The sequence below is a fragment of the Acidobacteriota bacterium genome, assembly GCA_039028635.1.
In the GTDB taxonomy this organism is placed as follows: Bacteria; Acidobacteriota; Thermoanaerobaculia; order Multivoradales; family JBCCEF01; genus JBCCEF01.
Genome location: JBCCHV010000105.1, coordinates 1 through 9,103, shown reverse-complemented (window position 1 = coordinate 9,103; position 9,103 = coordinate 1). Strand labels below are relative to the sequence as shown.

General features: G+C 69.5%; 5 protein-coding genes. 1 reads left to right on the top strand and 4 read right to left on the bottom strand.

Annotated features, from left to right (window positions below; all coding sequences use genetic code 11):
* Positions 1-139: 139 nt before the first annotated feature.
* The 4 genes from AAF604_24475 to AAF604_24460 form a co-directional block, all read right to left on the bottom strand.
* On the bottom strand, positions 140-1,849 hold the full coding sequence (locus tag AAF604_24475; GenBank protein MEM7052840.1) for a M28 family peptidase: 1,710 nt from the start codon (positions 1,847-1,849) through the stop codon (positions 140-142).
* Positions 1,850-2,015: 166 nt separating this feature from the next.
* Complete coding sequence (gene hflK / locus AAF604_24470) at positions 2,016-3,014, bottom strand: FtsH protease activity modulator HflK (protein MEM7052839.1); 999 nt, start codon at positions 3,012-3,014, stop codon at positions 2,016-2,018.
* Positions 3,004-3,876, bottom strand: a complete 873-nt coding sequence (locus tag AAF604_24465; protein MEM7052838.1) for a protease modulator HflC — start codon at positions 3,874-3,876, stop codon at positions 3,004-3,006. Before AAF604_24465 ends, hflK begins: the two co-directional genes overlap by 11 nt.
* Positions 3,873-6,179, bottom strand: a complete 2,307-nt coding sequence (locus AAF604_24460; protein MEM7052837.1) for an SO_0444 family Cu/Zn efflux transporter — start codon at positions 6,177-6,179, stop codon at positions 3,873-3,875. Before AAF604_24460 ends, AAF604_24465 begins: the two co-directional genes overlap by 4 nt.
* A gap of 70 nt (positions 6,180-6,249) precedes the next feature.
* Here AAF604_24460 and AAF604_24455 point away from each other — a divergent pair, with 70 nt between their 5' ends.
* Positions 6,250-8,691, top strand: a complete 2,442-nt coding sequence (locus AAF604_24455) for a helicase C-terminal domain-containing protein (protein MEM7052836.1) — start codon at positions 6,250-6,252, stop codon at positions 8,689-8,691.
* Positions 8,692-9,103: the final 412 nt, after the last annotated feature.

Below are 9,103 nucleotides of genomic sequence, written 5' to 3'. Positions count from 1 at the left end.
GCCGCCGCGACGGGAGAGGAGGCCCAAGAACCGCGCTTCTTGGGCCGGAGCGGGACGCGCAGTCAGGGGCGCGTAGCCCCTCTCGGAACAAACAACTAGCAGGGCTGGAATAGTCGCGAAGCGGACTTTTTCAGCCCTGCTAGGGCGCCGAAGCGACCGTCGCCAGGGCTTCGAGGCGAGTCGCCTCGAACTCGTCCCCCGGATTCCAGCTCTGCATGCGGTCGGCCTCGGCGATCTCGAGGCCGCAGTGGAAGCCGAGGCGGGCGTCCTCGACCATGCCGTCAAAGCTCCACTCGTCCGTGAACTGATCGCTCGGCTGGTGGTACTGGACCCGCTCCCAGGCCTCGATCTGCTCCTTGCCCCAGCCGTCCGGGCGACCCTCGAACTCGGTCCCGGTGTCGAAGTAGATCGCCGGCACGCCGATCTTGGCGAAGTTGAACTGGTCGGAGCGGTAGAAGAAGCCACGATCCGGGAACTGGTCCGGCTTGACCGAGCGGCTCTGCTCGGCGGCGTACTTGTCGACGATGGCATCGAGGCTCGACTTGCCGTAGCCGATGAAGCCGATGTCCTTCGCCTTGCCCCAGATGTTGGCGCCGTCGTAGTTGACATTGGCGGCGATCTTGCCGGCCGGGAAGGTGGGATTGCGGGCGTAGAAGGCGGAGCCCAGCAGGCCCTGCTCTTCGGCGGCCACGAAGGCGAACAGCAGCGACCGGCGCGGCGGCTCCGGCAACTGCTTGAAGGCGCGCGCGATGGCGAGGAGCTGGCTGCAGCCGGAGGCGTTGTCGAGGGCACCGTTGTAGATGGTGTCGCCGCTGTCGTCCGGAGTCCCGACACCGAGATGATCGTGGTGGGCGGTGAACACCACCACCTCGCCCGCGAGCTCCGGATCACGGCCCGGGAGCAGACCCAGCACGTTGGCAGTCTGGGTGCGCTCGAGCTCGTTGGTCAGCGACAGCGAGGTGGTGACGCCGAGGGATACGGGAGCGAACTCACGGCTGCGGGCCTGCTCGACGAGGTCGTCCAGGGAGTGACCGCCGAGCTCCGTCAGGCGACCGGCGGCTTCCTCCGACACCCAAGCCGCCACCTGCACCCGCGCTTCGTCCCCGGCCGGCAGCTCGAACTGCGGACCGGTCCAGGAGGTCTGCACCACCTGGAAGGGATAGCCCGCCGACGGCGTGGTGTGGATGATGATGGCGCCGGCTGCCCCTTGGGCCGCGGCGCTCTCGTACTTGTAGGTCCAGCGACCGTAGTAGAGGCGACGATTGCCGTCGAAGAGGGTGGGATCCCAGTCCGGGTCGTTGTTGAGCATGAGCAGCACCTTGCCACTCAGATCCGCCCCCTTGTAGTCGTCCCAGCCGTGCTCCGGGGCGACGATGCCGTAGCCCACGAAAACCACCTCGGCATCCTGCACCTCGGCGGTCGGGCTCTGCACGCCGCTGCCGGCGATGAAGTCGTCCCAAAAGGCCAGATCGAGGTTCCTGCCGCCCTTGCGGAAGGACCAGGTCTCCGGCGAATCGGTGGTGATGCCGACGATGTCGAAGGGCTGCTCCCAGGTGCCGTCGGCGGCACCCGGCTGGTAGCCCAGGGCGCCGAGCTGCTCGGCGAGGTAGCGGCGCGCCGTGGCGTCGCCTTCGGTGCCCGGTCCACGACCGGCGAGGGCGTCGTCGGAGAGATACCGAATGGGCTCCTCAAGGATGTCGGCGGTGATCACTTCGGCAGCCGTGCCGGCGGCCGCCATCAGGTCGACCGGCTGTGGTGCGGGAGCACAAGCAGTGAGCGTTAAGAGCCCGGCGGCGGCGAGCGCGGCGACCGGGCCGGAAAGAGATCCGGGGCGGGTAGTTCGCAACATGGGAGTCCTCCTGAGATCAGAATTCAGCGCCGCGCAGCCTACCACGGGGCTGACACGCCCCTGGAGCGCCGGAGGGCCGCGCAGGAAGCTGGCGGAGGGCGAGAAACCGCGCTCCTAGACCTCGAGGGGGGCTGGAACAGGTCCCTTTCGAGATCGGCTGAGCAGCCTAGTTCGAGCGCCTGGGGAGGCCCTGGACGCCGTCCTCGAGGAGCTGCAGATCGATCTCCGGCTTCTGCCCCGGGGCGAGCACCACGATGCGGGTCCTGGGCAGAACCTCGCGGATGGTCTCGAGCCAGAGATCGGTGCGGGTCTGGCCGGGGGTGAGCCGCTTCTGGGCCAGCACCTGGCGGAAGCGGGCGCTGGCGCCGCGCGCCTGCTGCACCCGGCGATCGGCCTCGGCGGCGGCTTCCCGCTGCAGCTTCTCGCCCTGCCCCCGGGCCAGACTGAGGGCGCGCTCGGCCTCCCCTTCGGCATCGCTCACCCGCCGCGCCGCCAGCGCCTTGGCGTCGTTGACGTCGCGGAAGGCCACCGCCGCCTCGCGCGGCGGATCGACGCTCTGCAGGTTGACGGCGGTGAGCTGGACGCCGACGCGATAGGCCTCGAGGAGCTGCTGAGCACCGCTCCGCACCCGGTTCTGGATCGCCGCCTTGCCGGAGGTCAAGACGGTGTCGACATCGAGCCCCGCCACCACCTCCACCAAGGCTGCCCGGGTGGTCTGCTCGACCAGGACGGCGGGATCCTCGCTGGCGAACAGAAACCGCTCCGGATCGGAGACCTGGTACTGCACCACTAGGGTGGTCTCGATCAGGTTCTCGTCGCCGGTGATGAGGGCGAGCTGGGGAACTTTCTCGCCGGTGAGCTCGAGGCGGAAGACGTCCCCCGTCGCCACCTTGACGACGCGGTCGATGCCCGCCAGCCGAAAGTGCAGACCGGAGGCCACCGGCGGCCCTGCCGCCCGTCCCCAGCGCAGCACCACCGCCGACTCGCCATTACCCACCGAGTAGAGTCCCTGCATCAGCCACACGGCGAGGGCCACCACGACGATCGCCGGCAACAGCCGCCGGCGGTGCCGGCGAAGCCCCTCGAGGGCCGCCAGAATCCACCGAACGCTGGGCGGATCGTCGCCTGGCGGCAGCGGTCGAGGAGCGCTCTCCTCAGGGGCCATCGAGATTCCTCAGCAGTCGTGAATCGCTCTCTAGAAAGAGCGTCGTCTCCTCGTCGAGGATGGTCTCGTAGGCCTCGAGGGAGCGCAGGAAGCGATAGAACTCCGGATCCTGGGAGTAGGCCTCGGCGAAGATCTTCATCGCCTCGGCCTCGCCCCGGCCACGCTCCGCCTCGGCCTTCGAGCGCGCTTCGGCGAGCAGCTTCTCGCGCTCGGCGACGGCCGAGGCTTCGATCTCGAGGGCGCGTTCCTCGCCCTCGCTGCGATAGCGGGTGGCGATGCGGGCGCGTTCGGCGCGCATGCGGGCAATGACGCTGGAGCGGTTCTGCGGCGGCAGGGTGAAGCCGTTGACCTGTAGGTCGACGATCTCGATGCCGAAGCTGGCGCGGGTCAGGTCGTCCACCGCCGCCGCCACCCGTTGCGACAGCGCCCGCAGCTCGAGGGAGTCGGCGGCGGTGTTGATGAAGCTCGCCATCGGCACCGCGCCGACGGCGGCACCGAGCTCCGCCGCCGACACGTCGAGCAGACGGGCTTCGGCCTGATCGCGGCTCTTGACGGTCTGCGCAAAGCGCACCGGGTCGGCCACCCGCCAGGCGAGGAAGCTGTCCACCAGGACGTTTTTCTTGTCCGCCGTCAGCATTTCGATGGGCTCACCATCGAACACCAGCAGGCGGGCGTCGATGCGCACCACCGAATCGATCGGCCACGGCGCCTTGAGGTGCAGACCGGGACCGACGGCCTCGGCCCGGGGCGCGCCGAAGCGGGTCACCAGCGCCTGCTCCGATTCGGCGACGGTGAAGAAGGCGGTCGAGCCCCACCACAACAGCAGGGCCAGGAAAAGGAAGCGGAGCCAGCGTGCGTTCACGGTCTCTCCGGGTGGTTTTCGGGTTGGAACTCGGACGGCGGCGCCATCGGCCGGCGGACCTCGGGCAGGGCACCCGGTGCCTCGCGCCAGAGGGTGACCCCGGTGGCGGGAGTGCCCGGCGGGACGACGACCTTCGAGCGCCCGGCGAGGACCCGCTCGGCGCTCTCCAGCCACAGCAGGTCGCGCAGCAGCGAACGCTGGCCACGGAAGGCTTCGGCCTGGGCGCCGAAGCCTTCGGCCCGGCCACTGGCCTCGATCTGCCGCACCGCCGACTCGGCATCGGCCCGGGCGACATCGAGGGCCGCCTGGCCGCGCGCCTGGGGAAGCTCGCGCTCGGCGAGCTCTTCGGCCTGCAGGACGCGCGACTCGCGATCCTCGACGGCGCTCGACACGTCCCGGAAAGATGCCACCACCTCCTGCGGCGGATGCAGATCGACGACGTGCACGGAACGCACGTCGACGCCGGCGTCGAGACCATCGAGCTGCTCCTGGAGCTGATCGCGAATCGTCGCCTCGAGGACCCGTCGTTCCTCGGTCATCAAGCGCTCGAGGGGGCGCGAGGCAACCGCTTCACGGGCCGCGGCGCGGGCGTAGAGGGCGATGAAATCGCGCCGATTCTCCATGCCATAGAAAAATCGATAGGGATCCGACAGGAAGTAGTGGACGGTGAAGTTCATCTCCAGCAAATTCTCGTCGCCGGTGAGGTAGGTGGCCTCCCGCGGCCGGGTGTTCATCGCCGCCACCGGGCTGTGCCACTCGTTGGGGTTGGCGAACATCGAGATCTCGCGTCGCCGGGCAATGGCTTCGAGATCGGTGCGGAAACCGACGTCGGCCTTGCGTGGATAGTTCACCCGCCAGACGTCCAGGCGGCCGAAGGGCGGCGGCGCGGCGAAGCGCAGGCCGGGCCCCAGGGGTTGCGGCGCCACCTTGCCGAAGGTCACCCGGAAGGCGGCCGAATCAGGCGGCACCACGGCAGTTCCGGAGAGCAAGTAGAGCACCGCCAGCAATCCGGCGCAGCCCAGGCCGACGGACCACCAGCGCAGGCCGGGGAAGCGCTGGCGCAGGAAGGCACGTGCGCTGGTCAGGTTGTCGGACGCCTCGTGCAGCCCCTGGCGGGTCGCCCCGGAGAGCAGACGCCACAGCAGCAGGGCTCCGAACAGCACCACCGAGGCGGTGTGCAGGAGGCCGACCACGCCGCTCGACTCGGAGGACAGGCGCGCCGCCACCTGCCAGCCGGCGGCACCGAGCAGAAAGTCGAGGGCGAGGCCGGTGAGCAGCGCCCCGACGGCGATGCTCACCAGGTAGATGCGCACGAAGCGGCGGCCGAAGTGCTGCAGCAGGAGCACCACCGAGGCGGCGTTGGTGGCCGGACCGGCGAGCAGGAAGACCATCGCCGCTCCGGGACTCACCCCCTTGGCAACCAGAGCCGCTCCCACCGGCGTGCTCGCCGAGGCGCACATGTAGAGGGGGATGCCCGCCACCAGCAGCACTAGCATCGGCAGCAGCCCGCCGCCGGCGGCCAGGTTCTCCGGCACCAGGGCGACGATGACGCCGGCGAGCAGGAATCCGATCACCAACCAGAAGGCGATGTCGTCGAGCATCTCGACAAAGGCGTAGTGGCCCACCCGCCGCAGCAGACGCCGCAGGCCGGCGCCGTCGCGCTGCCGCACCATGGTCCAGAGATCGCCCCAGCGCACCGCCCCCTCGTCGACCGGCGCGGCGTGCTGGTGCGGATGGTGGTGGTGATGGTGATGATCGTGGCCGGCGGGCGCCGACTCGCCATGATCGTGGTCGCCGGCCGAAGCCGCGGCAGCGTCCTCGCCATCGGCCGGTTCGGTTTCCTCGCCGCGGCCGCCCTCTGACGCCGCGTCGCGACCGCCGGCGATCGCCAGCACGCCGGCGATCAAGGCGGTGAAAAAGGAGGCGATGGGCCGCGCCACGGCCATCACCGGACCGAGCATCGCCCAGGTCAAGAAGACGGCGTCGGCGCTCGATTCCGGCGTGGTGATCAGGAAGGACAGGTTGGCCGGCCGCGAAGCGCCCTTGCGCTTGAGCTCGATCGACACCGGCACGATGCCGCAGGAACAGATCGGCAGCGGCACCCCGAAGGCCGCCGCCTTGGAGACGGCACCGAGGCCCGGGCTTCCCATCCAGCGCTCGACCGTGCGGCGCGAGATCAGGACATGCAGCACCCCCGCCACCAACAATCCGAACAGCACGAAGGGGGCGGCCAGGAAGAAGGTCTCCCAGGCCCCCCGAAGCACCGCCCAAAGGGGCGTCCAAAGGAGGCTCGCGTCAGGCATCTGGCCGCAAAGCCTATCGCGGTTTTGAGGCCGGCTGTAAGGTCGTGACGACGGTCGTATACTGGCGCCCATGGCCGCGCGCTTCGATGGGGACGAGCTCGCCCTCGAGCTGTCGGTCCAGGACCTCCTCGACAGCGTGCTGCTGAAGAATCTCGGATTCAGCAATCGCGGCGGCTACGAGCGCCTCTGGCTCGGCCAGGCGATCCACAGCCGCTACCAAGAAGAGGCCCTGGCCGGCGACGGCTCCTACCGCCGCGAGGTCGCCCTTTCCCTGACCTTCGACCACCGCGGCTGGCGGGTGACGGTGAAGGGCCGGGCCGACGGCCTGCGCCGCGCCGAGGACGGCACCCGGGTGGTCGAAGAGATCAAGTCGATCCGCCGCGGCGGTCAGCTTTCCCAGGCCCAGCGCGAGCTCTACGAGCGCCAGGCCCAGCTCTACGCCTGGCTCCTCACCCGCTCTGAGGGCGAGGAAGTGAAACCCGAGCTGGTGCTGATCGAGATCGGCTCCGAAGAGATCGAGCGCCAGCCCGTCGAGTTCGACGCCCGGGCCGTCGAAGCCGGCGTCAAGCGGCGCATCTCGGCCCTCATCCGAAGCTACGAGGGCCAGCGACAGGCCGCCCGCGAGCGCGCTTCGGCGGGCGAACGGCTGCCCTTTCCCTACGCCGAGATGCGCGACGGTCAGCACGAGATCGTCGACGCCGTCGACGCTGCCCTCCACCATCGCGAGCACCTTCTGCTGCAGGCTCCGACGGGCATCGGAAAGACTGCCGCCACCCTCTACCCGGCGCTGCGCTACTGCCTGCAGCACGGCAAGCGGCTGTTCATCCTCACCGCCAAGACCCTGCAGCAAGAGATGGCTCTCGAGGTGCTCAAGCTGCTCAACGTCGAGCAGGCCTTCCGCTCGCTGCGCCTGCGCGCCAAGGCCAAGATGTGCGCCAACGATCAGGTGCTCTGCCACGAGGAGTACTGCCCCTACGCCAAGGACTACTACCTCAAGCTGCAGAGCACCGGCATCGTGGGGCGGCTGATCGACGACTACCCCACCCTCGAGCCGGACGACATCTTCGAGCGCGCCCGCGAGGAGGTGGTCTGCCCCTTCGAGATCAGCCTCGAGCTGTCGCGCCAGGTGCAGGTGGTGGTCTGCGACTACAACTACGCCTTCGACCCCTACGTCGCCCTGACCGATTTCGCCGACGACAACGACCTCTCGGACACGGTGTTGGTGATCGACGAGATTCACAACCTGGTCGGCCGCGGCCGCGGCTACTACAGCCCCAGCCTCGAAGCCGAGACCGCCCGCCGGGCCGGCGAGCTGTCGGTGCGCGGCGGCGCCCCCATCCACCTGCGCATCGGCAGCCTGTGCGCCGAGGTGGCGCGCACCATCGAAGAGGTGACCAACGGCCTCCTCGAGCTCGAGATCGGCTCCGGCGAATCCGACCGAGCGGTCGAGGCGCCGCTGCCGGAGGATCTCTTCTGGGAGCTGCGACCGGCCCTCGACGAAGCCTTCATCGACTACCTCGAGCACAACCGCGAAACCCGCTCCTTCCGCGCCGACGATCCCTTCGTGTCGCTCTATTTCGACTATCTGCGCTTTCTCAACGGCCTGGTGCTGTCGCGCGACGACGCCTTCAGCCACTGCGCCGAGCGCCGCGGCCGGCGCCACACGGTGCGCATCCTGTGCAAGGACCCGAGTCGCTTCCTCGGCGCCGCCATCGCCCGCACCCACAGCACCATCGGCCTGTCGGCGACGCTGTCGCCGTCGGAGTTCTACCGCGATCTGATCGGCTTCGAGCCTGCCCGCACCAGCTTCGAAGCCATTCCCAGCCCCTTCCCAACGGAGAACCGCCGGGTGGTGATCGACGCCACCGTCGCTACCGCCTACCGCGAGCGGCCCGCCAACTACGGTCCCATCGCCGAGCGCCTGGCGCAGTTCGCCGCCGCCGTGCCGGGCAACTGCCTGGCGTTGTTTCCGAGCTACACCTTTCTCGCCGAGGTCGCCGCGCGCATGCCCGAGGCGGGCAAGCGGGTGCTGATTCAGGAACAGTCCTCCGGCGACCGCGAGCGCCAGGAGATCCTGCACTCCCTGCGCTCGGCGATGTTCGGCGACGTGCTGCTGCTGGCGGTGGCCGGCGGCGTCTTCGCCGAGGGGGTCGACTACCCCGGCGAGACCCTCAAGGCGGTGGCCATCGTCGGCCCCTGCCTACCGGGCCTGTCCCTCGAGCAACGGCTGCTCAAGGACTACTACCAGGAGCGCTTCGACCGCGGCTTCGAGTACGCCTTCGTGGTCCCCGGGATGACGCGGGTGGTGCAGGCCGCCGGCCGCCTGATCCGCTCCCCCGAAGACACCGGCGTCATCGCCCTGCTCGATCGCCGCTTCCTCCACCGGCCCTACCGTGAGCACCTGCCGGGCGACTGGGTCGAGGACGGTAATCCCACTCCCCTCAAGGGCGAGCCGGCGCGCGCCGCCCTCGAGTTCTTCGCCGCCCTCGACGGCTCCGAATCGGTGAACTAGCAGGTTGCTGAAAAAGTCATTGGCAACCTGCGTCCGGGCCCACGAGGGCTGGGCGCCCCCGGCCCGGCGGCGAAGCCATGAGACGGGGTGGGCCCTGGACGGGGTGAGCCCCTGCGCGGGCCGCCGAAAATCGCACTTTTTCGGGCCGGGCCGCGCAGGTGAGGCGGCGCTCAGCCCCCTCGCCGGGCGCCCCTGAAGCAACCTGCTAGCAGCGCTGGAAAAGTCGCAAAGCGGACTTTTTCAGCAGCCTGCTAGCAGGTTGCTGAAAAACTCTTGACTGGGAGCATCTTTGGTCTTCAGGAGCTTCCGAGCCCGAGGGGCTGGCCGCCCGCGACGAGGCGGCGGCAAAGCCGCCGAGGACGGGGGCGCCCGGCCAGGGGTGAAGGCGCACGACATGTGCGTGCGCCTGAGG